Raw genomic sequence first — 21,820 nt, forward strand, 5'->3', positions numbered from 1 at the left:
TCCGTTCCTGGAGCCGAGCCGCAAAATAGCGGGGCCGGGTGAGAAAAGGCAAGAGCGCTGCACCGCCTTTCTCCACGTCAATATTCGGGCACGCCCGGACCGCGAAACACTTTCGGGAACCGGCCGATGACATCGCACGACGGCGTCCCCATACTGCCCCCATCCCGCCCGGGCGCATTCAGTGGAATTCCCCCTCCCCGAGCGGTGAGCCGCGAAAGGGTTCCCCCATTGATGAAAGAACTGGTACGGAAGGCGCTCGCCTCGGCGGCCGCCCTGGGAATGGCCGTGATATTCGGCGCCGTCACCGCGCAGAGTGCCGCCGCCTATCAGCCCAGCCCGGCGAATCTGTATGTCGCCGACCACACCGCCGACTGCAACAAGAGCCCCTGCGTGCTCTACCCGAAGTCCGCCCAACTGCCCGACGGACGGCTGGTGGCGACGTTCGAGAACAGTCAGAGCGCCCCGGTGGGCCAGACCCTGCCGATCTACAAGAGCGACGACTCCGGCACGACCTGGGCCAAGCTCACGGACGTCAAGGCGCCCGCCGCCCTCTCCACCGACTCCCGGTACGCGAAGTACACCAGCAACTGGACCAACCCGTATCTGTACGTACTCCCGCACGCCGTAGGGCAGTTGAGCGCCGGGACGCTGCTGCTCGCGAGTGTCGTCTCCGGTGACGACGCCTACTACCAGGAGCAGAAGGCGGCCAACTCCGCCTGGAGACCGACCAGTGACGGCGACCGCGCCAACGTCGCCCTGGCGTTGTACGCGAGCGGGGACGACGGGGCGACCTGGACGTTCGAGAACATCATCGCCGCCGGTGGCTGGCAGGGCGGCAGCGCGGGCAGCCCCGGCCGGGTCGCCACCGCCAACACCCACGCCCAGCTCGACCCCGTCTGGGAACCCCATCTGCTCGCGCACGACGGCCAGTTGATCGCCTACTACTCCGACGAGAACGACTACACCGGCTACGACACCGGCACCGGCAGGCCGACCCTCGCCGCCGACAACGACACCGCGACCGACTCCGGCGGCCAGGTCCTCCTGCACCGCACCTGGAACGGCACCTCCGCCGCGTGGAGCGACCCGGTCGTCGACGTCCCCGGCAGCACGGTGAGCGTGGGCGGCCGCACCGAGATCGGCGGCGGCCGGCCCGGCATGACGACCGTCGTCCCCACCACCGACGGCAAGTGGCTGATGACGTACGAGTATTGGGGCGGCGGCAGCAACGTCCGCTACCGGATCGCCGACGACCCGCTGTCGTTCTTCTCGGGCACGGACGCCCCGATCAGTTCGCTGCCGGTGCCCTCGGGCGCCAACTCCCTTGCCACCGGCGGCAGTCCGGTGCTGCTCGCGCTGCCCGACGGGCGCCTCGTCTACAACGCGGCCGGCAGCGGCGACGTCTGGGTCAACGCCTCCGGCCTGAGCACCGGGACCTGGAAGCAGTACAAGACCCCGATCGCCGCCGGATACAGCCGCACCCTCCAGTACGTCGACGGCACCGGCCGCGTCCTCATCCTCCAGGCCTCCTGGAGCGGTACCGCCGTCGGCCCCGTGACCTACGCCGAGGTCGACCTCGGCAACTCCGACGGCGCCTACTACCGCCTGGTCAACCGCCGCACCGGGCAGGTGCTCGCCCCCGAATCCGGCAAGACGCAGGACGCCGTCTTCACCGGGGACACCCCCGACCTCGTCCTGAACGCGGCCGACGCGGGCGCCGCCACCCAGCGCTGGCACCTCACCGCCAAGGGCTCCGACGTGACCCTCCTCAACAAGGCAGGAGGCCGGGCGGTCGCCGTCTGGACCGGCGCCGCGACGGCAGGACAGCGCGTGGCGCAATGGGTCGACGACGGCGCCGACGACAAGAAGTGGACGCTCGTCGCCACCACCGACGGCTACTACCGGCTCCGTTCCGTCAAGAACACCGCCCTCTACCTCACCGGCGCGAGCGCGGGAGGCCCGGTCACCGTGGCCGCCTCCACCACCGACGGCTCCCAGGAGTGGCAGCCCCTCCAGGACCCCCTGCCCACCGCCGCCCCCTTCACCCTGAAGGGCACGATCGCCAACCGCTCGAACGGCCTGGTCCTCGACGTCACGTCCTGGGGCACCGCAAACGGCTCCCGGGTCCAGCTGTGGACGCCCCTGGGCAACGCCACCCAGACCTGGAGCAGCTAGCCCCCGCCGTCCGGCCGCAGTTGGGGTTGGTGGCGCCGCTCGCCGCCCGCAACTGCGGTCATCCGGGCCGGAATTGGTGTGGCAAGCTGTCCGCAGCCGAACAGGGCGAGAGGAGCACAGGGTGCCACAGGACGGCGGCAGTGCCGACGCGATCGACACCAGCAAGCCGCACCCCGCGCGGATCTACGACTATCTGCTGGGCGGCAAGGACAACTACGACGTGGACCGCCGCGCCGCCGACGCCCTCGCGGCAGCGGCCCCCGAGGTCCGCATCGGCGTCCGCGCCAACCGCGACTTCATGCGCCGCGCCGTCCGGTTCGTCGTCGACAGCGGCGTCCGCCAGATCCTCGACATCGGCACCGGGCTGCCCACCACGCCCAACGTCCACGAGACCGCGCACGAGGTCGCCCCGGACGTGCGCGTCGCGTACGTCGACAACGACCCGATCGTCAACGCCCACGCCGACGCCCTGCTCAGCCGCTCCGGCGCCACCAGCATCATCCTCGGCGACCTGCGCGACCCGCGCGCGATCCTGGACCACCCGGACGTCCGCGCCGTCATCGACTTCGGCCGACCGGTCGCCGTGCTCCTCGTCGCCGTCGTCCATTTCCTCACCGACGAGGACGACCCGGCCGGCATCATCGCCACCCTGCGCGACGCCCTGCCCGACGGCAGCTACCTCGTCCTGACGCACGCCACCGGCGACTTCGCCGACCGCACCGCCGCGCAGGCCGTCTACAGCAAGGCCAGCGCCAGTCTCACCCTGCGCCCCCGCGCCGCCGTCGAGGGGTTCTTCGACGGCTTCGACCTTCTCGAACCCGGCCTGGCGCAGGCGCCGTTCTGGCGCCCCGACAGCCAACCCCCGCCCCGTTCCCACGAGATCGGCTTCTACGGCGGCGTGGCCCGCAAGAACGCCTGACCCGTGAGGCCCGGCTACGCCGACGTCAGCGGGTGCAGGCCGTCCGCCGCGTAGCCGTGCCGGTGCCGCCAACCCGCCCGCACCGCAACGGCGTTGGCGAGATGCGGGTGCCCGGCGTGCAGGTCGTGGTGCTCGTGCTCGACGGCCGCCGACGGCACCCGCCACAGCCGTACCGCGAGCAGCGAGGCGGCCAGCGCGAGGGCGCCCAGGACCACCACCGCCGTGAGCAGCCCGGCCTCCGCGCCCAGCCAGCCCGCCAGCGGATACGTCAGCAGCCAGCAGCCGTGCGAGAGCGAGAACTGCGCGGCGAACGCCGCCGTCCGCTCCCCGGCCGGCGCCGACCTGCGCACCAGCCGCCCGGCCGGGGTGAGCACCGCCGAGCACGCGGCACCGAACGCCGCCCACAGCACCAGCAGCGCCACCAGCCGCCAACTCCCGTTCCCCGACGCCGTGATGACCCCGAGCCCGGCGAACACCACCGTCATGAGGAGGGCCCCGCGCAGCATCACCGGCCGGTCCGCACCCCGGTCGAGGAGCCGGGGCAGGGCCAGCGCGACGACCATCGAACCGGCGCCGTACGCGCCGAGCGCCAGCGGCACCACGCTCGCCGAGAGACCGAGCACGTCCCGCACGTAGACGACGGAGTTGACGGTGACCATGGCGCTCGCGGCGGCCACCGCGAGGTTCAGGGCGAGCAGCGCGCGCAGCGGCGGGACGCTCAGGAAGAGCCGCAGCCCCGCCGTCGCCCGCGCGGGCCGGTGCGTCGGGGCGGCGGCCCGCTTCGGGAGCGCCGTCGACACCACGAGCGCGGCCGAGCCGAGGAAGCCCACGACGGTACCGGTGAACAGCCAGCTGTAGCCGATGACGGTGAGCAGGGCGGCGGCCAGCGCGGGGGAGAGGAGGCTCTCCAGGTCGTAGGCGAGCCGGGACATCGACAACGCCCGTGTGTAGTCCCGCTCTTGGGGCAGCACGTCCGGGATCACCGACTGGAACGTCGGCGTGAACGCGGCCGACGCCGACTGGAGCAGGAAGACCAGCACATACACCTGCCAAACCTGGTCGACGAACGGCAGCACGCACGCCACCCCGGCCCGGGTGAGGTCGGCGCCCACCATCAGCGCCCGGCGCGGCAGCCGGTCCGCGACCGCGCCGACGAGCGGGGCGATCCCGACGTACGCCACCATCTTCACGGCGAGCGCGGTGCCGAGCACCGAACCGGCGTCGGCGCCCGCGAGGTCGTACGCGAGGAGCCCGAGGGCCACGGTGGCCAGGCCCGTACCGACCAGGGCGATCACCTGGGCGGTGAAGAGACGGCGGTAGACACGGTCACGCAGGACGGCGAGCATGCGGCGGCTCCCTGACGATCGGAGCGGACACGGCAGACCACCAGTGTAATAGTCGTGTGCGCATCTGCGCACATGAGGATCAGGTCACCTCCCGGCGGACGATGAGGCGCCGGGTGGCGCCCTGCGTGACCAGCGGCAACGGCGTCCCGGTCGGCCGGGGTCCCGGCTCCCCGCCGCCCGCGCAGCGCCTAGGCTGACCCCATGTCCCCACGCGACCCTTCGCCACCTGCGCCCGATACGCATCTGCGGGCCCCCGACAGCGCGCGGCTGGCCGAGGCGACCGGGGTCTTCGCGCTGCTCTCGGACGCCACCCGGCTCCATCTGCTGTGGCTGCTCGCCCAGGGCGAGTCGGACGTCGGCACGCTCGCCGAACACTGCGCCGCCTCCCGCACCGCCGTCAGTCAGCACCTCGCCAAGCTGCGGCTCGCGGGCCTGGTGGAGACCCGGCGCGAGGGGCGGCACGTCCACTACAGCCTGCGCGACGGGCACTTGCGGCGGCTGGTGATGGAGGCCCTCAGCCACGCCGACCACCGGGTCAGCGGGCAGGCCCCGCACGACTGAGGGCGGGCCGGGTGGCCTGTGCGGGTCCGGCTGGAAACAGCGGGCTTGTTGTGCCGTCGCCTTTCGGGAGAGACTTCTACAGCACTGTAGATGGCGTGTGTCGCCTGGGAGAGAGCAGACCTGATGTTCGGTTTGAGTGAACTGGCCGTGATCCTGATCGTCGTCGCGGTCGTGATCGGCATCAAGAAGCTGCCCGAGCTGACGCGTTCGGCGGGCAAGGCGGCGCGGATCTTCAAGAGCGAGGCCAAGGCCCTCAAGGAGCAGGACGCGCCCGGCACGCCGAGGGTCGTCGAGGGCACCGTCGTCGGCCGCCCGGACGAGACCGCCCCGCGCGCCTGAACCGCCGGACAGGTCTTAGCCGTTGCGGCGTCGCTGACCGCCGTAGAACACGGTCCCGGCGGTCAGCAGGGCCAGGCCCGCGCTGATGCCGACCGTGAGGTCGGTGGTGCCCTCCTGGTCGGCGCTGTCCGGCAGCCGGGGCTCCAGCAGGCCCAGCGGGTCCTGGCGGATGACGACGCGGTCGCCCACCTCGGCCTGTCCGAAACAGTTCTGCATCTGGGAGACCTCGTACGCCCGGCGCGCGCCGGTGAGTTCACGCAGCGAGCAGAACAGGTCGGTGTCGCGCCCGCTGCGCCGTTCGCCCACCTCGGTGACCACGGCGGGCACCGGGTCCCCGAACGTCTTCATGTACACCTCGTACAGCGCGGGCCCCGCGAACAGCGTCAGCGCGAACCCGGAGAACGACGCCAGCGCCGCCGCCCCCGCCCGGTTCCAGGCGCTGCCGACGAGGCAGGCCGCGACCGCCACCGTCGCCAGCACCAGGACGACCCCGAGCCACACCAGCCACTGGGCCAGCCCGGTACTGATGATCATCGCGAGGGTCAGCCCCACCGCCCACACCAGCGAGTTGACCGCCCTGCGCACCCCGATCAACGGCGTCTTCAACGGCGTTGGGGCTCGCCGCTCGCCCAACTCGGTCCCCGTGGTCGTGCCCTGCTCGCTCATGGCCCCGCTTCCGCCGCCGCCGACTCGCTCCGCCGGACACCGTATCCGCCTGCCAACGCCTCCGGGGACGGTGTCCGGCGGCCGGTCACGCCGACTGCGGCTGGAGGAACCGGGACAGCAGGTCGTCCAGCGTCACCATGCCGAGGACGGCGCCCTCGTCGTCGCGGACCACGGCGAGGGATGCACGGCGCCCGCGCAGCAGGTCGATCGCGTCGGTGACCGTGGTGTCGCAGCGCACCTCGGGCACCGGGCGGGCCAGGTCGCGGGCGGTACCGGCCCGGCCCCGGGCCCGGGCGACCAGGGCGTCACGGGCGTGCACCGAGCCGACGAACACCTCGCCGTCCCGCACCAGCAGCCGGGTGCGGTCGCTGTCGGCGGCCACCCGCAGCAGCGTTTCGACGTCCGCCCCGCCGTCGACCGACGTGATCCGCGCGGTCGGCACGGTGAGGTCACCGACCGGTGTGTCCGGCTCGGTCAGGGAGCGGGTGAGCAGCTCGGAATCGACCTCGCTGATCAGGCCGAGCCGCTCCGACTCCGCGACGAGACGGGTGAGTTGCTCCCGGTTGTGGACCGGGGCCAGCTCGTCGCGCGGAGTGACCCGGCACAGCCGCACCAGGGCGTTGCTGACCCGGTTCAGCAGCGAGATCAGCGGACGCACCACCCGCACCACGGCCCGGAAGGCGGGGGACAGCAGCATCGCGGAGCGCTCCGGGTGCGCGATCGCCCAGGACTTGGGGGCCATCTCGCCGACCACCATGTGCAGGAACACCACGACGGCCATCGCCACCGCGAACGCGACGGCGTAGCTGAGCGTGCTCGGCAGGCCCAACCGGTGCAGCAGCGGGTCCAGTTCGTGCGAGATGGCCGGTTTGGAGACCGAGCCGAGGCCCAAGGTGCAGATGGTGATGCCGAGTTGGGCACCGGCGAGCATCAGGGACAGTTCGCGCATCCCGGCCAGCGCGGCCTGCGCGCCGCGTCGGCCGTCGGCGGCAGCCTTCTCCATCCGGTGGTGCTTGGCGGCGACCAGCGCGAATTCGGCGGCCACGAAGAACCCGCTGCCGATCAGCAGCAGCACGGTGACGAAGAGCGCCATCGGGAAACTCATGCCTGCTCCTCAGCCGGTTCGTGCGCCGTCGTCCGGGCCGTGTCCAGTCGTTCGATCCGCACCCGCTCGGGCACATGCCGGTCCAGGGTCCGCACGTCGATCACCGCGCGGCCCGCGCCGGGCAGGTCGACCGTCAGCCGGTCACCGACGGCGGGGAAGCGCCCGAGACGGTCCACGATCAGACCGGCGACGGTGTCAAAGTCGTCCTCCTCGGGCAGCTCGACGCCGGTCGCCTCGGCCACCTCGTCCAGGCGCCGTCCTGCGTCCACCAGCCAGCCGGTGCCGTCCGCGACGGCGAGTTCGGTGACCGTGTCGGACTCGTCGGCGATGTCCCCGACCAGCTCCTCCGCGATGTCCTCGTAGGTGACGATCCCGGCGACCCCGCCGTGTTCGTCGAGGACGACCGCGAACTCGTCGTCCCGTTCCCGCATCCGCTCCACCGCCACCGGCAACGGCAGCGTGTCCGGGAGCAGCAGCGGCGGCCTGGCCAGGTCGCCCGCGGTGGAGCCGGTGAGCGCGGCGGCGGGCAGCCGCATCAGCTCGCGCACGCCGACCACCCCGGCCACGTCGTCCGGATGGTCGCCCAGCACCGGGTAGTTGGAGTGGCCGTGCCGGGCGATCAGCTCGACGGCCTCGGTCGCGCTCGCGTCCGTGCGCACGAAGACGGCGTCGGCGCGCGGCACCAGCACCTCGGCCAGGGTGCGTTCGGAGAACTCCAGGGCGTGGTCGAGGAGCGCGGCGGTGTCCTCGGGCAGCTCACCGTGCCGGTGGGACGCGCCGATCAGATGGCCCAGTTCCTCCAGCGTGGCCCCGTGGTGCAGTTCCTCGACGGGTTCGATGCCGACCCGGCGCAGCAGCCGGTCGGCGGCGCTGTCGAAGACCCGCACCAGCGGCCCGACGACCTTGAGATACGCCAGCGTGGACGCGGCCAGCGACGTGGCGAGCCGCTCCGGCGCCGCGATCGCGAGGTTCTTCGGCGCCAGCTCGCCCAGCACCATCTGGACGACGGTGGCGCCCACGAAGGCCAGCACCACCGAGGTGGCGCTCACCGCGCCGGTGGGCAGCCCGAGACCGGACAGCGCCGGTTCCAGCAGGGCCGACACGGACGGCTCGGCGATGAAACCGACCACCAGACCGGTCACGGTGATGCCCAGCTGGGCGCCGGACAGCATGAACGACAGCCGTTCGAGGACCGTCAGCGCGCGGGCCGCCCGCCGGTCGCCCGCCTCGGCCTCCCGGGCCAGCGCCAGCCGGTCGGCGGAGACGTACGCGAACTCCTGGGCGACGAAGTAGCCGGTGCCTGCGGTCAGGACCAGCACGGCCAGCAGGCCCAGCAGAGCGGTCGCGGCACTCATCGGACACCACCCCGCCGGGTGCCGCGCGCACGCTCGCTGTGACGGGGTGGTCGGGGACTGTGCCCCTCGGATTCCGGTGGGTCCGTCGGTCTGGCGGACAAGGTCGTGCTCCTCTTTCCGGGGTACCGCCGGGCGGTCCGGGATACGGCCGGTGGGGTTGTCAGGACAACGAAGGGGTGCCGGTCCGGGTTCCCGGCCCCTCGGGCGGCCGGTCGTGGGCCGCGCGGAAGGCCCACGCCATCTTCGGCTCCACGACGACCCGGACCGCCCGGCGCACCGGCGGTGTGCACAGCGCGGTGACGACACCGGCGGCCACCAGGGTGACGACGACCGTGCCGACCGGGCCGTGCACCCACTCGGGCCGGTACCAGCCCAGGTACTTGGCCAGCACCACGAAGAACCCGTGCAGCAGATACCCCGCGATGGTGCCCGCGCCCAGCGCCGTGAACCAGGTCCGCCGCTCCGGCACCCAGGCCAGGAAACACGCGGTCAGCAGGGTCGAGCAGCCGAACAGGGCGAGCGTCATGAGCGGCCCGGCCCAGGTCGGCGCGCCCAGCTCCGGCGCGCTGTCGCGGTGGAAGAACCAGGCGCCGGTGAAGCGCGGCACCAGCCAGTAGGCCAGCGCGAACGCGCCCGCGAACACCGGGATCGACAGCACCCGCATCCGGCGCCCGCGCACCATCCGGAAGTGCTCCGGGCGCAGACAGAGCCCGAGCACGAAGTACGGCAGGAACTGGAGCAGCCGTTGCAGATCGAGGTCCTCGCCGATGGCCGGCGAGGTGGTCGCCAGCGCCGCCACGACCAGCGCGACGGGCAACGGCCACCGCAGCCGCAGCCACAGCGGGGTGGTCAGCCGCCATACGAACAGCGAGGCCAGGAACCACGTCAGGAACAGCGGGTCCAGCAGACTGATGGGCCGGTCCGGCGCGTGGTCCGTCCAGCGCGTGAACAGGGTGTACGCGGTCTCGAACACGACGTACGGGACAGCCACCCCGGTCACCAGGCGCTGGATACGGCGCGGGCCGGCGTCGAAGCCGCGCGAGAAGTAGCCGGACATCACGATGAACGCCGGCATGTGGAAGGCGTAGACGACGGTGTAGAGCGCGGTGACCGTGGGGTTGCCGTCCCGCAGCGGCTCCCAGGCGTGTCCGACGGCCACCAGCACGATCGCCAGGTACTTGGCGTTGTCGAAGGAGGCGTCGCGCGCGGGCTGCGGGCGGGAGCGGTCCGGCGTCGCGCCGGGCGCGGGGCGATCGGCGCGGGCCGCGGCGTCGTTCTCCGTGGCCGTACGGCCGTTGTCCGTGGCCTCGGTGAGGTGACCGGTCCGGTCGCTGCGGCTGGCTCCGGTGGTCTGGCTCACCCCGCCTCCCGGTCACCATGCGGACGGCCCTCACGATCGGCTGTGGGCGGGGGTCCGGCGGGGTTCACGGCGGTGAGGTGACGGAGAGACATCTCCGCCGCCTCACCGCTTTCCCGTGCGGTAAACGGGGGTGTGAACCGTCAGACACGGACGACGGCTGGACTCGGCCGGTGGCCGCGGGTTCTCAGACGTTCACGCCGAAGTCGGCGGCGATCCCGGCGAGGCCGGAGGCGTACCCCTGGCCCACGGCACGGAACTTCCACTCGCTGCCGTGCCGGTACAGCTCACCGAAGACCATCGCGGTCTCCGTCGACGCGTCCTCGGACAGGTCATAGCGGGCGATCTCCTGGTTGTTCGCCTGGTTGACGATCCGGATGAACGCGTTGCGGACCTGGCCGAAACTCTGGCCCCGGTTGTCGGCGTCGTGGATGGAGACCGGGAACGCGATCTTGTCGATGTCCGCCGGAACCCCGGCCAGGTTCACCTTGATCGACTCGTCGTCGCCCTCGCCCTCACCGGTGAGGTTGTCGCCGGTGTGCTCGACCGAGCCGTCCGGGCTGGTGAGGTTGTTGTAGAAGACGAAGTGCTGGTCGGACGGGACCCGCCCGGACGACTGCAACAGCAGCGCCGAGGCGTCGAGGTCGTAGTCGGTGCCCGTCGTGGTCCGCACGTCCCAGCCGAGGCCCACGAGCACGGCCGTCAGACCGGGCGCCTCCTTGCTGAGCGAGACGTTGCCGCCTTTGGACAGGGAAACTCCCACGGTGTTCTCCTCCTGCTGCGCTCTGTGGATACCCCTGCGGATACCTCTTCGGACCACCTTGAATCTACAACACTGTAGAAGTTGGGTGGTGGGCGGGGACCATCCCCCTGACTACGATGGGCAGGACGCCGTATGAGTTGCGCGCGGCGGCGATCGATCAGGGAGGCGGCGTGGCGGAGCGGGTCGGTGGCCGGCGGGGCCAGGGCGAGCTGGAGGCCCAGGTATTGTCCGCGCTGCGTACGGCACAGGAACCGGTACCGGCCGCCTGGGTCCTGGAGCGGCTGGGCGGCACCCTCGCCTACACCACCGTCGTCACCATCCTGACCCGCCTGCACACCAAGGGCGTGGTCACCCGGCGCCGGGCGGGCCGCTCCTTCGTGTGGACGGCGGCCACCGGCGAGGCGGGACTCGCGGCCCACCGGATGCGCCGCGTCCTGGACGGCGAGACCGACCGGGAGGCCGTCCTCGCCAGCTTCGTGTCCTCCCTGCCGCGCCAGGACGAATCCCTGCTGCGCAGGCTGCTCCTGGAGGCGGAGGCCGAGATTCCGGTGGACGGCGAGAGCGGGGACCGCTGATCCATGGGCACGTTCGTGTTCCTGCCGCTCGTGCTGCCCCTGACCGCCTGGCCCGTCGCGCGCCTCGCCGAGCACCGGCTGCATCCGCGCGTCGCGACCCTGCTGCTCTCCGGCGTCGCCGGGGTGCTCGGGCTGTGCAGCATCCTGTGCCTGGCGCTGCTGGCGATCGTCGGCACCGCCCAACTCCCCGGCAACCCGCTCCCGGACGGCTGGGCCGACCCGGAGGTGCGGGCCGCCGTGCCGCACGACGAGGTCGTCGGCAAGAGTGCCGTCGGCGCGCTGGCCGCGGCCGCCACCGCCTGCGCCGCCCTGCTGCTGCGCCACTACCGGGTGCGCCGCGCCACCGCCCGCGCGCTGCGCGGACTGCCCGGCACCCAGGTCGCCGTCCTCGACGACGAACGCCCCTACGCGCACACCCTGCCGGGACGCGGCCGGGCGGCCCGCATCCTCGTCTCCACCGGCATGCTGGCCGGACTCGACTCCCGCGAGCGGCGCGTGCTGTTCGCCCATGAGCGGGCGCATCTCACCGGCCGTCATCACCGCTACCTCCTGCTGGCCGGCCTCGCGGCCCGCGCCAACCCCTTCCTGCGCCCACTGCGCACCACCGTCGCCTACTCCGTGGAGCGCTGGGCCGACGAGGACGCGGCCCGCGCGGTCGGCGACCGGCGGCTGACCGCCCGCGCCGTCGCCAAGGCCGCCCTCGTCTCCCGCCCGGCCCCCGCGCCCACGATGGCCGCGGTCGGCGGCGAACCGGGCCCGGTGCCGCGCCGGGTGGCCGCCCTGCTGGGCCCCGCCCCGACCGCCCGCACCTGGCCCCCGACGTTCACCTCCGTCGGCATGGCCGTGTGGACCGCCGCCGCGGGTGCCGCCCTGTCCGCGATGTCGTCCGCGAACTCGGCGGTCACCATGTTCCTCATCCTCAAGACCGCCACCCCGCTGTGAGACGGGTCCGGCCCCGCAGGTCCTAGAGGTCGAACTCGTGCGGGGGCAGGTCCAGGGTGAAGCAGGCCTCCCGGACGACGCCCTGCTCCGTCTTGTCGAAGTCGCCGTCGGCGCCGCCGATGACGATGCCGATCTGGACGACGGCACGGGCCTCGGCCGGCTTCTTCTTCGCCTTGGCGATCTCCTGAAGGACGCTGACCTTGCCGAAGTCGAAGTCCGTCGTCAGCTTGTTCAGGTTCTCCTCGAAACGGCGGCGCAGGTCGTCGGCCGGGAAGTTCTGAAGGACCTCGTTGGTGGCGATGAGCTGCGCCACCCGCTGGCGCTCGGCCGGGTCGATGGTGCCGTCGGCGGCGGCGACCAGGGCGCACATGGCCATGCTGGCGTCGCGGAAGGCGCCGCTCTTGAGGTCGTTCTTCTTCGCGACGAGCTGGGTCTGCATCGTCGACGCGGAATCCTTGATGCGGTCCCACAGAGCCATGGCCATCTCCAACATCCTCGGAACGGCGGCCGGTCCGCCCGGCAGGCGGCCGATCCCCCGTCGGTCATCGGTATCTACAACACCGTAGAAACTCATGGGGCGGGGGAGAAGTTCCCACCGTTTCGCGGAAGTTCGCGCCCTGCCCGCGCCGCGTTCATCGCCTACCAGGCGAAGCGCGCCGGGGTGCCGGTGGTCCACGTCGATCCGGCGTACACCAGCCAGGAATGCGCGCAGTGTCATCACACCGCACGCCACAACCGGCCCTCCCAGGGTGCCTTCGCGTGCAAGGTCTGCGGATTCGTCGACCAGAGAGGCCGTTGGGCCGCCTTGGTGGAACCTCTCGTTCCGGGCGCCCGGGACCGGCTCCCCCTCGGACACGGGCCCGGGGTCCGAACGCGGCCCCGACCATGACGTTCACCCGATGGGGCGAACCGGAGAGCCGTTGCGGCCTATGTCGCGATTGTCGTACCCGGGTGAGGGGCCGTTCGGGTGTGATGGCACCCCGAACGCGTCCTCACCGAGCCCCCGTGGAGCGGCACCTATGAAGTTCGCTGGAAACAAGTTCGCCGGATTGGCCGCCGTCGCGGTGAGCACCCTGTCGCTCGGTGCCATCGTCGCGTCGGCGGCCCCCGCGATGGCCCAGCCGCCCGTCTGCGGTCAGGCCGACTGCCCCACCCAGACGCCGGTCAGCCTGAGCGCCAGCCAGGGCACGCTGAACATCACGTCGATGCAGCTGGAGAACATCTCCGCGACCGTGACCGACGCCCGCAGCGGGCGGCCGATGGCGGGTGAGCTGGTCCGCTTCTACAGCGCGGGCGGCCGGCTGCTCGGCTCGGCGTACACCAACTACAGCGGCATCGCGGGCATCACCGCCCCGGAGAACTTCGGCCCGGGCACCATCCAGGAACTCCTGGCCGGCTACACCGCCATGCTGGTCGGCGACGGTGAACACACCCAGGCCTCGGCGCACGGGGCGATCACCATCGGCACCGACTGCGTCACCACGCCCCCGTGACAGTCGGCGTCAACGGCTGTGCAGGGAACGGGAGTCGAGCGAGCGGGGGTGGGTGGCGGTGGCGGACGAGGTGGGTCTCGCGGCGCTGCGGGAGCTGGTGAGCGCGCCGGGCGAACGGTTCCGGCCGCGCCCGGAGCCGGGAGGGGCCCAGGAGTCCCGCACCCTCACGGTGGGCATGGCGACGTACGACGACTACGACGGCGTGTACTTCACCGTCGCGAGCCTGCTCCTGCACCACCCCGAGGTGCGGGACCGGGTCAACCTCCTGGTGATCGACAACCACCCCTGCGGCCCGCACGCGTGGGCGCTGAAGCGGCTGGAGCTGGACTTCCCGCAGCTGCGGTACGTCCCCTACGACCGGCGGGTGGGCACGGCAGCCCGGGACCGGATCTTCCGCGAGGCCGCCTCGGACTGGGTCCTGTGCCTGGACTCCCACGTCCAGTTGGCCCCCGGCGCCCTCGCCGCGCTCCTCGCGTACATCGACGCCCACCCGGACAGCGGCGACCTGCTCCAGGGCCCGCTGGTCTCGGCCGACGGGCGCCAGGTCTCGACCCACTGGGAGCCCCGTTGGGAACGGCTGATGTTCGGGTCCTGGGCCACCGACCCGCGCGGCCTCGACCCGGCCGCCCCGCCCTTCGAGATCGGCATGCAGGGCCTCGGCCTGTTCGCCTGCCGCACCGACGCGTGGCCCGGACTCAACCCCGCCTTCGCCCGGCACGGCGGTGAAGAGGGCCATCTGCACGAGAAGTTCCGCCGCGCCGGGCACACCACCCGGTGTCTGCCCGCCGTGCGCTGGGCCCACCGTTTCGACCGGCCGCGCACCAGCTGGACCGACTCGACCTGGTACCAGACCCTGTTGAACTACCTCACCGGCTTCGACGAACTCGGCCAGAGCCACGAGGAGGCCGTCGCCCAGTTCACCGCCGTCCTCGGTGAGAAGGCCGTCCAGCAGGGCGTCGCCGACCACCGGGCCGAGCGACGCAACCCCCTCCACGCCTTCGACGGCATCACCTGTATCAACCTCGACGAACGCGCCGACCGCTGGCAGGCCCTGCGGGGCAGGCTCATCGCCCTCGGTATCCGCCCCGAGCGCATCCACCGCCAACCGGCCACCCCGACCCCGGCCGACCCCCGCGTCGGACGCACCCTGTCCCACCGTCGCGCCGTCGAGCAGGCCCACATCGACGGCCTGGAGTCCCTCCTCGTCCTGGAGGACGACGCCCTCTTCCTCCCCGACGCCGCCGCCACGCTGAGCGCCGCCCTGGCCGAACTCGCGGACCTCCCCTGGTCGTTGCTCCACCTGGGCGGCGCCAGGGGAACGGCGGTCCCGGGCCGCGCGCACATCGAAGCCGTCACCGACGTCACCGCCACCCACGCCCTCGCCTACCACCGCAGCGCGTTCGGCCCCCTGCTCGACGAACTCCCGGACAACGTCCACGAGATGACGTCCTGGATTCATCAACACGCCGGATTGGCGAGGTACTTGGCCAGCTGGAGCCGACCCGACCGCTATCGCACCGTTCCGGGGGTCTGCGACCGGACCGACCGGACGCAGCCGGTGGGGCTCGGGTGAGGCCGCCCAGGGCACGCCGCGAGGGGCTGCGCGTCAAGGAGACCGTCGACGGACGCCTCGCGGTGTACGACGAACACGCCGAACAGGGGCACCTTCTCGGCCCCCTGAGCGCCACCGTCTTCCACCTCGCCGACGGCACCCGTACGCTCCCCGACATCACCGAGGCCGTAACCCGCACCCACCCGCCGACCGACCTCGCCGCCATCCGCAGAGCGTTCACGGAACTGGAGACGGCCGGACTGCTCGATGTACCGCCCGGAGAGGAGTAGTCCGGGAGGGGGAGGGGCGGTTCGGTCGGGAGGGGTGAGAGGGACCGTCGTTTTGAAAATGAATGTCATGTAGGTACATTGATCGGCGGCATCCGGAGTGGGTGCCGTCGATCTGGCGTGGGGGGCTTAATGCGTATGATTCGCAAGTGCGTGAATACATCATCAGGCCCGCGCGGCCGGACGACCTCGACGGGGCGCGAGCGGTGATGCTCGACACCGTGTACCGCGACTTCGGGACCGGGTACGTGCCGCGCTGGCACGGCGACATCGTCGACCCCGGCGCCGCCTACCTGGCCTCGAGGCGCCACACCCTGCTGGTGGCGATCGGCCCGGACGGCGAGGTCGTCGGCACCGGCGCCCTCGACTCACGCGGTCCCGCGCACCCGCCGAACCCCCGCCACCTCGCCGACCGCTATCCCTCCGGCGAGACGGCACAGCTGCGCCGGGTCTACGTCCGCCCGGAACACCGGCGGCGCGGCCTGGCCCGGCGGATGGTCGACGACCTGCTCGCGTTCGCCGTGGCCGACGGCGGCTACCGCTCCGTATACCTGCACACCGACCCGGCGGTGCCGGGTGCCGAGCCCTTCTGGCGGTCGCTCGGGAAGGCCGTGCTCGACGAGCGCGACGAACCCGGCGGCGGTCAGGGGATCGTCCACTTCGAGATACCCATGGGGTACTGAAAACGATGCGCCGCCTGCACCACCTCCTCGCCCTGCTGCTCGCCCCGGCCCTCACCGGGTGCTTCGCCGCCGACGGCGCCGACGACGCGTCCGGCGACCGCGCGTCCGGCTCCCGGCTCCGCGTCGCCCTCGCCTTCCCGCCCGCCGAACACCTCTCCCCGTACGGCGCCGACGCCACCATCCTCAGCCGCCTCGGTGTCACCGAGAGCCTCACCGCCCTGGACGCCAACGGCGCCGCCGCCCCCGCGCTCGCCGCCTCCTGGCGTCGCGAGAGTGACCGCACCTGGCTGTTCACCCTGCGCGACGCCACCTTCCAGGACGGCACCGCCGTCACCCCCGCCGCCGTCGCCGCCTCCCTCACCCACGCCACCGAGGCCAAGCCCGCCCCCGCCGCCCTCACCGGCGTCACCCTCAAGGCGACCGCCGACGGCAGCACCGGCGTGCAGGTCACCACCGACCGGCCCGACCCCGTACTGCCGCTGCGCATGTCAAGCCCCGGGCTCGCCGTCCTGTCCGCCAAGGGCTACGACCGGCAGGGCGACGCGAACCCCGTCGGCACCGCCACCGGCCCCTTCACCCTCACCAAGGTCACCGGCTCCACCACCGCGACCCTCGACCGCTTCGACGACTACTGGGGCGGCCGGGCCCAATCCGCGGGCATCGACGTGAAGTTCATCGCCGACGGCACCGCCCGGACCGCCGCGCTGCGCACCGGGGAGGTCGACCTCGCCGAGGCGATACCCGTCGCGCAGGCCGCCTCCCTGGACACCGCCACCCGCAAGGAGACGGCCACCACCCGCACCACCAGCCTCCTGCTCAACACCGCGTCAGGGCCGTTCGCCAACCCGAAGCTGCGCGCCGCCGCCCGCGAGGCCGTCGACACCGCCGCACTCGCCGAGGGCGTCTACGAAGGACACGCCGACGCGGGCGCCGGCATCTACGGACCCGCCGTCACCTGGGCCGAGGGCAAGCGGAAGCAGCCCACCGGACGCGCCGGGGCAGGCTCCGCCAAGGGCACGAAGGTCAGCCTCGCCACCTACGACAACCGGCCCGAACTCCCCGAGGCCGCCCAGGTGTTGAAGCAGCAGCTGGAGAAGGCCGGGTTCACCGTCGACCTCCAGGTGCGCGAGTACTCACGGCTGGAGAGCGACGCCCTCGACGGGAAGTTCGACGCGTTCGTGCTGGCCCGCAACACCCTCGTCGACACCGGTGACCCCGTCGCCGTCCTCGCCAGCGACTACACCTGCGACGGCGGCTACAACATCGCCCAACTCTGCGACCAGGGCGTCGACCGTGCCGTCGCCGAGGCCGAGGGCATCGCCGACACCGGCAGGCGCGAGGACGCGGCGATGGCGGCCGAGGCCGCGATCCTCGGCACGGACGCCGTCGTTCCGCTGGTCCACCAGCGCGTCATCACCGGCGTGGCCCCCTCGGTGCGCGGCGCCCTGCTCGACCCGTACGAGCGCACCCTCGTCGCCACCGGCACCCGGCGCTGACCCGTGCGGCACCGTACGACCGCGCTGCTGTGGCGCGCCGGCCTCGCCCTCGCCCTGGTGTGCGGCATCGGCCTGCTGCCCTGGCTCGCGCGCACCGACCCGGCGCTCACCGTCCTCAAGGCGCGCTCCGCCGACCGCGACCCCACCCCCGAGGTGCTCGCCGCCATCCGGGACCAACTCGGCCTCGACGAAGGCCCGTTGACGCTCCTCGGGCGGTGGGCCGGTGGCCTGTGGCGCGGGGACGCCGGACGGTCCTGGCTCTCCGGCGACGCGGTCACGCCCGCCGTCCTCCAGGCCCTCGGCGCGTCCCTGCTGCTGATGACGGTCGCGCTCGGCATCGCCGTCCTCACCGCGGGAGCGGTCTGCGCCCGCACCCTGTGGCTCGGCGCGCACCGCCGCCTCGGCGACCGGCGCCCCGGCGGCAACGGCGGCTCCGCGATGCTCGCCGCGCTCCCCGAGTTCCTCACCGCGTCCGTGCTCGCCACCGTCGTCGGCGTCCAGCTGGGGTGGCTGCCCGCGCTCGGCTGGTACGGGCCGCGGTGGACGGTGCTGCCCGGACTCGCCCTCGGGCTGCCCGCGGGCGCGGTGCTCGGGCGGCTCCTCGACGACCTGCTGCCCGGCGCGTTCGCCGAACCCTGGGCCCGGGCCGCCGCCGCCCGCGGCCTCGCCGCAGCGGCCATCGCCCGTCAGGCGGTGCGCCGGTGCCTGCCCGCGCTGCTGCCCAACGCCGGTCTGTTCGTGGTCGGTCTGACCGGCGGCGCCGTCGCCGTCGAGCAGATCTACGACATCCCCGGCCTCGGCCGCACCACCCTGCAAGCCGCCCTCGCCCAGGACCTGCCCGTCCTCCAGGCCGGCACCCTGCTCCTGCTGCTGCTCGCCGCGTGCTCCACCGGCGCCGCCCACCTCGCCACCCGGCTGCTCATCGGCCCCGCCCTGCGCGACAACGCCCTGCCCACCCTGCACCGGCGCCGCCCACCCGCCCGCAGCAGGCTCCCGCTCCTCTACGGCGGCCTCGTCCTCGGCGTCGTCGCGCTCGGCCTGCCCCGCGACCCGCTCGCCCTCGACACCACCCGGCGCCTGCGACCACCGTCCGCCGCGCACCCGTTCGGCACCGACGCGCTCGGCCGTGACCTGCTCGCCCGGGTCTCCCACGGCGCCCTCGACACCCTGCTCCTCGCCACCGGGATCAGCGCCGCCGCCCTCCTGACCGGCGTGCTCCTCGGACTGCTGCCCCGGCTGTCCGGGCCGCTCGTCGACACCGTCAACGCGGTGCCGCCCGTCCTCGGCGCCCTCCTCGTCACCGCCGTCGCGGGCGGCGGCCCCGCCACGCCCGCGCTCGCCGTCGGCGTCGTCGCCTGGGCGCCGCTGGCCGCGCACACCTCCGCGCTGCTGCGCCAGGAACGCGCCGCCCTGCACCTCACCGCCACCCGGGGGCTGGGCGCGGGCCCCTGGTACCTGCTCCGGCACGACCTGCTGCCCGCCGTCGTACCGCCCGTCGCCCGGCACGCCCTGCTGCGGCTGCCCGGTACCGCGCTCGCCCTCGCCTCCCTCGCCTTCCTCGGCCTCGGCGCCCAGCCGCCCGCCCCGGAGTGGGGCCTGCTCCTCGCCGAGAACCAGCCCTACGCCGAACGCGCCCCCTGGGCCGTCCTGGCCCCCGCCGCCGTCCTCGCCCTCCTCGGCGCCCTCGCGGTCGCGACGGCCGGGGGAGTCCGGCTGCCCAGACTCCGGGGCCACCGGGACCCACGCGAACAGCAGCCGCTGGTAGGGGAGTTGGTGAGGGTGAAGTGACCTCGCCGACCTCCCCTCGGCCGCGCGGTGCTGGGGACACGGCACCGGTGGCATCCCTGCTGCGGCTCCGGTGCGTACGTCAACGGCAGCCTCTGGCACGGGAGTTGGTGGGCGTCCAGTGAGCCTGATGACCTCGCTCCGGCTGCGTCGCACCGGCGACACGGCCCGCATGACGCCGTTGCTGCGGCTGCTGATCCTCACCCAACTCGCCTTCAACATCGGCTTCTACGCCGTTGTGCCGTTCCTCTCCGAGCATCTCGGGCAGGCCATCGGCATGGCGGGCTGGCTCGTCGGGTTCGTGCTCGGGCTGCGGACCTTCAGCCAGCAGGGGCTGTTCGTGGTCGGCGGTGCGCTCGCCGACCGGTACGGCATCCGGCCAGTGGTCCTCGCCGGATGCGTGCTGCGCATCGCCGGGTTCGGCTGGCTCGGGTACGCCGAGGACACCGGGGCGGTGATCGGGGCGGTGCTGCTCATCGGGTTCGCCGCCGCGCTCTTCTCACCCGCCGTCGAGTCCGAGGTGGCCCGGCAGGCGGTCGCCCTGGAGGAGAACGGCGGCGGCTCACGCACCCGGGTGCTCGCGCTGTTCACGGTGGCCGGGCAGGCGGGCGCGTTCGTCGGGCCCCTGCTGGGCGGGCTGTTGCTGGCCGTCGACTTCCGCGCCGTGTGCCTCGCGGGCGCCGGGATCTTCGTGCTGGTCCTCGCCGGACACGCCTGGATGCTCCCGCAGCACATCCCCGGCCGCGAACGCACCCCGGCCAAGGGCGGGTTGGGCCTGCTGATCCGCAACCGCCGTTTCCTCGCCCTGTGTTGCGCCTACGGCGCCTACCTGCTCGCCTACAACCAGCTCTACCTGGCGCTGCCCGCCGAGGTGGAACGCGCGACGGGCTCCCAGGCGCCGTTGGCCTTCCTGTTCGCCGTGTCCTCGCTGCTGGTGGTGACCGCCCAGCTCCCGGTCACCCGCTGGGCCGGACTCCGGCTCACCCCACGCCGCTCGATGGCGACGGGCCTGCTGCTGATCTCGACGGGCTTCGCCGTGGTCGCGGCCGCCCGACCCGCCCAACTGACCGGCGTGATGGGCCTGTTGCCCGGCGCGGGCTTCGTCGTGCTGCTCACCGTCGGCCAGATGCTGATCGCCCCGGTGGCCCGGGCCTGGGTCCCCGACCTCGCCGAACAGGGCCGCCTCGGTCTCTACACCGGCGCGCTGTCCTCGGTCTCCGGACTGATCGTCCTGGTCGGCAGCGCGGCCACCGGTACTCTCCTCGACGCGGGCCTCCCGGCAGCGGTGCCCTGGCTGGCGCTGGCGGCGATCCCGGCGGTGGCGGTGTGCGCGTTGCCTCGGCGGGACGGCCGTTGACGCGGGGCGGTTGCCGTCAGGGCGTCGCGGTGGCGAACCCGGTGGAGGCCGGCGGGCGGCCGGGCGGGACCGGTCAGGACGTCACCGGCTCGCGCGGGGTCCGCTCCAGGACGCGTTCCGCGATCCCGGCGGCGGAGGGGGACGTGCCTCGGCGGCAGGGCCGTTGACGCGGGCCGTTGCCAGAACGTGTCGCCGGGGAGGTCACGGTGGGGCGGTGCGGTCAGGACGTCACCGGGTGGCGTGGCGTCAGTTCCAGCAGGCGCTCCACCTCGTGGGCGCCGAGCCGGGACGTGCGGTGCAGCCAGCGGATGTCACGGCCGAAGGACCACACCAGCGTGCCCAGGGCGACGGCGGTCACGGCGAACGTGCCCGCGAACGGGAGACAGCCGGAGGCGGCCAGCAGGAGGAAGACACCCTGGAGAGCCGCGACCGTTTTCCGGGCCATGCTCGGGGGAAGCGGCGCGTTCAGCCACGGGCAGAGACGGGCCGCCGCGACGAACGCGTAGCGCATGCCGCCGATCGCCAGCACCCACGGACCGAGCTTCGTCGACACATACACACTCAGGACCAGGATCAGGAACGCGTCGACCTCCATGTCGAAGCGCGCGCCGAGCGGCGTCGACGTGCCGGTGCGGCGGGCCACCTTGCCGTCGACGCCGTCCAGGATCAGCGCCACCGCCGTCAGACCGACGAAGAGCGTGACCGGCGGGGAACTCTGGAAGGAGTCCGCGACCAGGGCCGTCACCCCGCCCACCAGCGTCGCCCGTCCGAGGGTCACCCGGTTGGCCGGGCCGAACGACCTCGGCCGGGTCCGGTGCAGCGCCCGGGAGAGCACCGCCCAGGTCGCGACGGCGAAGACGAGGCCGGTCAGCCAGCCCGCGGGCCCCAGCCCGAATGCCTCGCCGAGCAGGGCCAGCAACAGGATCTGGACGCCCGCTCCCACCGCGGTCTCCTGCTGGACCAGCCTCGCGTCGTACGTGTTGTTCAGGGCCACCGCTCACCCTCCGGCCATGTGACAGAGTCGATCACCGCCGCGTACTGTCCGCGGCCTGTGCACACCTCGG

22 protein-coding genes are annotated in these 21,820 nt (G+C 73.0%); 14 read left to right on the plus strand and 8 right to left on the minus strand.

Going from position 1 to position 21,820, the window contains the following annotated elements; genetic code table 11:
* Positions 1-231: 231 nt before the first annotated feature.
* The gene (locus ACIQOU_RS07120; protein WP_401534556.1) at positions 232-2,175 is read left to right on the plus strand and encodes an RICIN domain-containing protein; all 1,944 of its coding nucleotides are present in this window, start codon (positions 232-234) and stop codon (positions 2,173-2,175) included.
* Between the two features lie 121 nt (positions 2,176-2,296).
* A complete protein-coding gene (locus ACIQOU_RS07125) occupies positions 2,297-3,094 on the plus strand; it encodes an SAM-dependent methyltransferase (protein ID WP_401534557.1) in 798 nt (265 codons plus the stop codon).
* Between the two features lie 14 nt (positions 3,095-3,108).
* Here the strand turns inward: ACIQOU_RS07125 and ACIQOU_RS07130 are convergent, their stop codons facing one another.
* Positions 3,109-4,440, minus strand: coding sequence for an MFS transporter (locus ACIQOU_RS07130; RefSeq protein WP_401534559.1), 1,332 nt, complete (start codon positions 4,438-4,440; stop codon positions 3,109-3,111).
* 201 nt (positions 4,441-4,641) lie between these two features.
* Here ACIQOU_RS07130 and ACIQOU_RS07135 point away from each other — a divergent pair, with 201 nt between their 5' ends.
* Together ACIQOU_RS07135 and ACIQOU_RS07140 are read left to right on the plus strand one after the other, a co-directional pair.
* Positions 4,642-5,001: an ArsR/SmtB family transcription factor gene (locus ACIQOU_RS07135; protein ID WP_401534561.1), complete on the plus strand. Its 360-nt coding sequence runs from the start codon at positions 4,642-4,644 to the stop codon at positions 4,999-5,001.
* Positions 5,002-5,124: 123 nt separating this feature from the next.
* Entirely contained in the window at positions 5,125-5,340 is a 216-nt protein-coding gene (locus ACIQOU_RS07140) for a twin-arginine translocase TatA/TatE family subunit (protein ID WP_401534563.1), read from the plus strand.
* A 15-nt stretch (positions 5,341-5,355) separates the two neighbouring features.
* On the opposite strand, the gene ACIQOU_RS07145 is transcribed toward ACIQOU_RS07140, so the two are convergent.
* The 5 genes from ACIQOU_RS07145 to ACIQOU_RS07165 all read right to left on the minus strand — a co-directional run bounded on the left by ACIQOU_RS07145 (position 5,356) and on the right by ACIQOU_RS07165 (position 10,586).
* Entirely contained in the window at positions 5,356-6,006 is a 651-nt protein-coding gene (locus tag ACIQOU_RS07145; protein ID WP_401534564.1) for a hypothetical protein, read from the minus strand.
* 85 nt (positions 6,007-6,091) lie between these two features.
* Entirely contained in the window at positions 6,092-7,111 is a 1,020-nt protein-coding gene (locus ACIQOU_RS07150; RefSeq protein WP_401534566.1) for a hemolysin family protein, read from the minus strand.
* Positions 7,108-8,466, minus strand: coding sequence for a hemolysin family protein (locus ACIQOU_RS07155; RefSeq protein WP_401534569.1), 1,359 nt, complete (start codon positions 8,464-8,466; stop codon positions 7,108-7,110). Before ACIQOU_RS07155 ends, ACIQOU_RS07150 begins: the two co-directional genes overlap by 4 nt.
* Before the next feature lie 160 nt (positions 8,467-8,626).
* Entirely contained in the window at positions 8,627-9,826 is a 1,200-nt protein-coding gene (locus tag ACIQOU_RS07160) for an acyltransferase family protein (RefSeq protein ID WP_401534571.1), read from the minus strand.
* Between the two features lie 184 nt (positions 9,827-10,010).
* Complete coding sequence (locus tag ACIQOU_RS07165; protein ID WP_401534572.1) at positions 10,011-10,586, minus strand: TerD family protein; 576 nt, start codon at positions 10,584-10,586, stop codon at positions 10,011-10,013.
* A 116-nt stretch (positions 10,587-10,702) separates the two neighbouring features.
* Here ACIQOU_RS07165 and ACIQOU_RS07170 point away from each other — a divergent pair, with 116 nt between their 5' ends.
* Positions 10,703-11,161 carry a BlaI/MecI/CopY family transcriptional regulator gene (locus ACIQOU_RS07170; RefSeq protein WP_401534575.1) on the plus strand — a complete coding sequence of 153 codons (459 nt, stop codon included), beginning with the start codon at positions 10,703-10,705 and terminating at the stop codon, positions 11,159-11,161.
* A 3-nt stretch (positions 11,162-11,164) separates the two neighbouring features.
* Positions 11,165-12,103 carry a M56 family metallopeptidase gene (locus tag ACIQOU_RS07175; protein WP_401534578.1) on the plus strand — a complete coding sequence of 313 codons (939 nt, stop codon included), beginning with the start codon at positions 11,165-11,167 and terminating at the stop codon, positions 12,101-12,103.
* Positions 12,104-12,125: 22 nt separating this feature from the next.
* Here the strand turns inward: ACIQOU_RS07175 and ACIQOU_RS07180 are convergent, their stop codons facing one another.
* Positions 12,126-12,581, minus strand: a complete 456-nt coding sequence (locus ACIQOU_RS07180) for a tellurite resistance TerB family protein (RefSeq protein ID WP_401534707.1) — start codon at positions 12,579-12,581, stop codon at positions 12,126-12,128.
* Between the two features lie 156 nt (positions 12,582-12,737).
* Here ACIQOU_RS07180 and ACIQOU_RS07185 point away from each other — a divergent pair, with 156 nt between their 5' ends.
* The 8 genes from ACIQOU_RS07185 to ACIQOU_RS07220 all read left to right on the plus strand — a co-directional run bounded on the left by ACIQOU_RS07185 (position 12,738) and on the right by ACIQOU_RS07220 (position 20,756).
* Positions 12,738-12,992, plus strand: coding sequence for a zinc ribbon domain-containing protein (locus ACIQOU_RS07185; protein ID WP_401534709.1), 255 nt, complete (start codon positions 12,738-12,740; stop codon positions 12,990-12,992).
* A 130-nt stretch (positions 12,993-13,122) separates the two neighbouring features.
* A complete protein-coding gene (locus ACIQOU_RS07190; RefSeq protein WP_401534580.1) occupies positions 13,123-13,596 on the plus strand; it encodes a hypothetical protein in 474 nt (157 codons plus the stop codon).
* Between the two features lie 58 nt (positions 13,597-13,654).
* Positions 13,655-15,169 carry a glycosyltransferase gene (locus ACIQOU_RS07195; protein ID WP_401534582.1) on the plus strand — a complete coding sequence of 505 codons (1,515 nt, stop codon included), beginning with the start codon at positions 13,655-13,657 and terminating at the stop codon, positions 15,167-15,169.
* The gene (locus ACIQOU_RS07200; protein WP_401534584.1) at positions 15,166-15,438 is read left to right on the plus strand and encodes a hypothetical protein; all 273 of its coding nucleotides are present in this window, start codon (positions 15,166-15,168) and stop codon (positions 15,436-15,438) included. Before ACIQOU_RS07195 ends, ACIQOU_RS07200 begins: the two co-directional genes overlap by 4 nt.
* Positions 15,439-15,584: 146 nt before the next feature.
* Positions 15,585-16,118, plus strand: a complete 534-nt coding sequence (locus ACIQOU_RS07205; RefSeq protein ID WP_401534585.1) for a GNAT family N-acetyltransferase — start codon at positions 15,585-15,587, stop codon at positions 16,116-16,118.
* Between the two features lie 5 nt (positions 16,119-16,123).
* Positions 16,124-17,614, plus strand: coding sequence for an ABC transporter substrate-binding protein (locus tag ACIQOU_RS07210; RefSeq protein ID WP_401534587.1), 1,491 nt, complete (start codon positions 16,124-16,126; stop codon positions 17,612-17,614).
* A 3-nt stretch (positions 17,615-17,617) separates the two neighbouring features.
* The gene (locus tag ACIQOU_RS07215; protein ID WP_401534589.1) at positions 17,618-19,402 is read left to right on the plus strand and encodes an ABC transporter permease subunit; all 1,785 of its coding nucleotides are present in this window, start codon (positions 17,618-17,620) and stop codon (positions 19,400-19,402) included.
* Positions 19,403-19,529: 127 nt separating this feature from the next.
* Entirely contained in the window at positions 19,530-20,756 is a 1,227-nt protein-coding gene (locus ACIQOU_RS07220) for an MDR family MFS transporter (RefSeq protein WP_401534591.1), read from the plus strand.
* 220 nt (positions 20,757-20,976) lie between these two features.
* Here ACIQOU_RS07220 and ACIQOU_RS07225 read toward each other — a convergent pair whose 3' ends face one another.
* Positions 20,977-21,750 carry a CDP-alcohol phosphatidyltransferase family protein gene (locus ACIQOU_RS07225; protein WP_401534593.1) on the minus strand — a complete coding sequence of 258 codons (774 nt, stop codon included), beginning with the start codon at positions 21,748-21,750 and terminating at the stop codon, positions 20,977-20,979.
* Between the last annotated feature and the right edge of the window lie 70 nt (positions 21,751-21,820).

Origin of the sequence: Streptomyces sp. NPDC091279, from assembly GCF_044757465.1 — a bacterium.
Classification (GTDB): Bacteria; Actinomycetota; Actinomycetes; order Streptomycetales; family Streptomycetaceae; genus Streptomyces.

Bases quoted from the DNA above. Each gene is read 5' to 3' on its own strand.
- ACIQOU_RS07175 (WP_401534578.1), top strand. From the start codon at position 11,165: ATGGGCACGTTCGTGTTCCTGCCGCTCGTGCTGCCCCTGACCGCCTGG.
- ACIQOU_RS07220 (WP_401534591.1), top strand. From the start codon at position 19,530: ATGACCTCGCTCCGGCTGCGTCGCACCGGCGACACGGCCCGCATGACG.
- ACIQOU_RS07150 (WP_401534566.1), bottom strand. From the start codon at position 7,111: ATGAGTTTCCCGATGGCGCTCTTCGTCACCGTGCTGCTGCTGATCGGC.
- ACIQOU_RS07145 (WP_401534564.1), bottom strand. From the start codon at position 6,006: ATGAGCGAGCAGGGCACGACCACGGGGACCGAGTTGGGCGAGCGGCGA.
- ACIQOU_RS07180 (WP_401534707.1), bottom strand. From the start codon at position 12,581: ATGGCTCTGTGGGACCGCATCAAGGATTCCGCGTCGACGATGCAGACC.
- ACIQOU_RS07130 (WP_401534559.1), bottom strand. From the start codon at position 4,440: ATGCTCGCCGTCCTGCGTGACCGTGTCTACCGCCGTCTCTTCACCGCC.
- ACIQOU_RS07170 (WP_401534575.1), top strand. From the start codon at position 10,703: ATGGGCAGGACGCCGTATGAGTTGCGCGCGGCGGCGATCGATCAGGGA.
- ACIQOU_RS07140 (WP_401534563.1), top strand. From the start codon at position 5,125: ATGTTCGGTTTGAGTGAACTGGCCGTGATCCTGATCGTCGTCGCGGTC.
- ACIQOU_RS07210 (WP_401534587.1), top strand. From the start codon at position 16,124: ATGCGCCGCCTGCACCACCTCCTCGCCCTGCTGCTCGCCCCGGCCCTC.
- ACIQOU_RS07120 (WP_401534556.1), top strand. From the start codon at position 232: ATGAAAGAACTGGTACGGAAGGCGCTCGCCTCGGCGGCCGCCCTGGGA.
- ACIQOU_RS07135 (WP_401534561.1), top strand. From the start codon at position 4,642: ATGTCCCCACGCGACCCTTCGCCACCTGCGCCCGATACGCATCTGCGG.
- ACIQOU_RS07190 (WP_401534580.1), top strand. From the start codon at position 13,123: ATGAAGTTCGCTGGAAACAAGTTCGCCGGATTGGCCGCCGTCGCGGTG.
- ACIQOU_RS07155 (WP_401534569.1), bottom strand. From the start codon at position 8,466: ATGAGTGCCGCGACCGCTCTGCTGGGCCTGCTGGCCGTGCTGGTCCTG.